Genomic DNA, 501 nt, shown 5'->3' with positions numbered 1-501 from the left:
AAAAATAATCACTATAATTTGCGCAGTAGCAAGCTACTCATAAGGTCTCAGCTTAAAGATAATAATGCCCAGCAGTTACAAGGAGAACAAAAAATGAGAAAGAGAAACTTCATCGTCAACGGTATTCCAGGTTTGTCAGGGATCGAGATGACAAGTCTTAGAAGAATCCACCGCCGAATCCACCGCCGAATCCACCGCCAAGCGCGTTGTGGAAAACACCGAGTGTGGCAATGTCAGCCGCTCCGGCGACTACGTTTGCGGGTCCAAAGCCGCCGAAACCACCAAACTGGCGAGGTTCAAGGGTTGCCTGCTCGGTTTGAGTGGGGGCTGGGACAGCGAAGACACCGGTGAAGGCGACGAGGGCAGCGATGACGGTGAAGAATTGCATCTTGTCTCGGAAAAAAAAGTTGGTAAAAGGAGCTGGGCAAATCGAGGGGGTAAGAGCTGAGACCTGTCAGGCGCTAAAGGTGATTATTGGAAGATCGACTTTGAAAGGTGAAG

General features: G+C 49.9%; 1 protein-coding gene. It reads left to right on the top strand.

From position 1 onward, the window contains the following. Window positions 1-208: 208 nt before the first annotated feature. Window positions 209-448 (top strand): hypothetical protein, encoded by a 240-nt coding sequence (locus IE219_RS32810; protein ID WP_189820570.1) that lies wholly within the window; start codon window positions 209-211, stop codon window positions 446-448. Window positions 449-501 lie beyond the last annotated feature (53 nt).

Source organism: Streptomyces termitum, assembly GCF_014650175.1.
In the GTDB taxonomy this organism is placed as follows: Bacteria; Actinomycetota; Actinomycetes; order Streptomycetales; family Streptomycetaceae; genus Streptomyces; species Streptomyces termitum.
The sequence above is the reverse complement of the archived record's forward strand: the minus strand, read 5'-3'. Positions and strand labels throughout refer to the sequence as shown.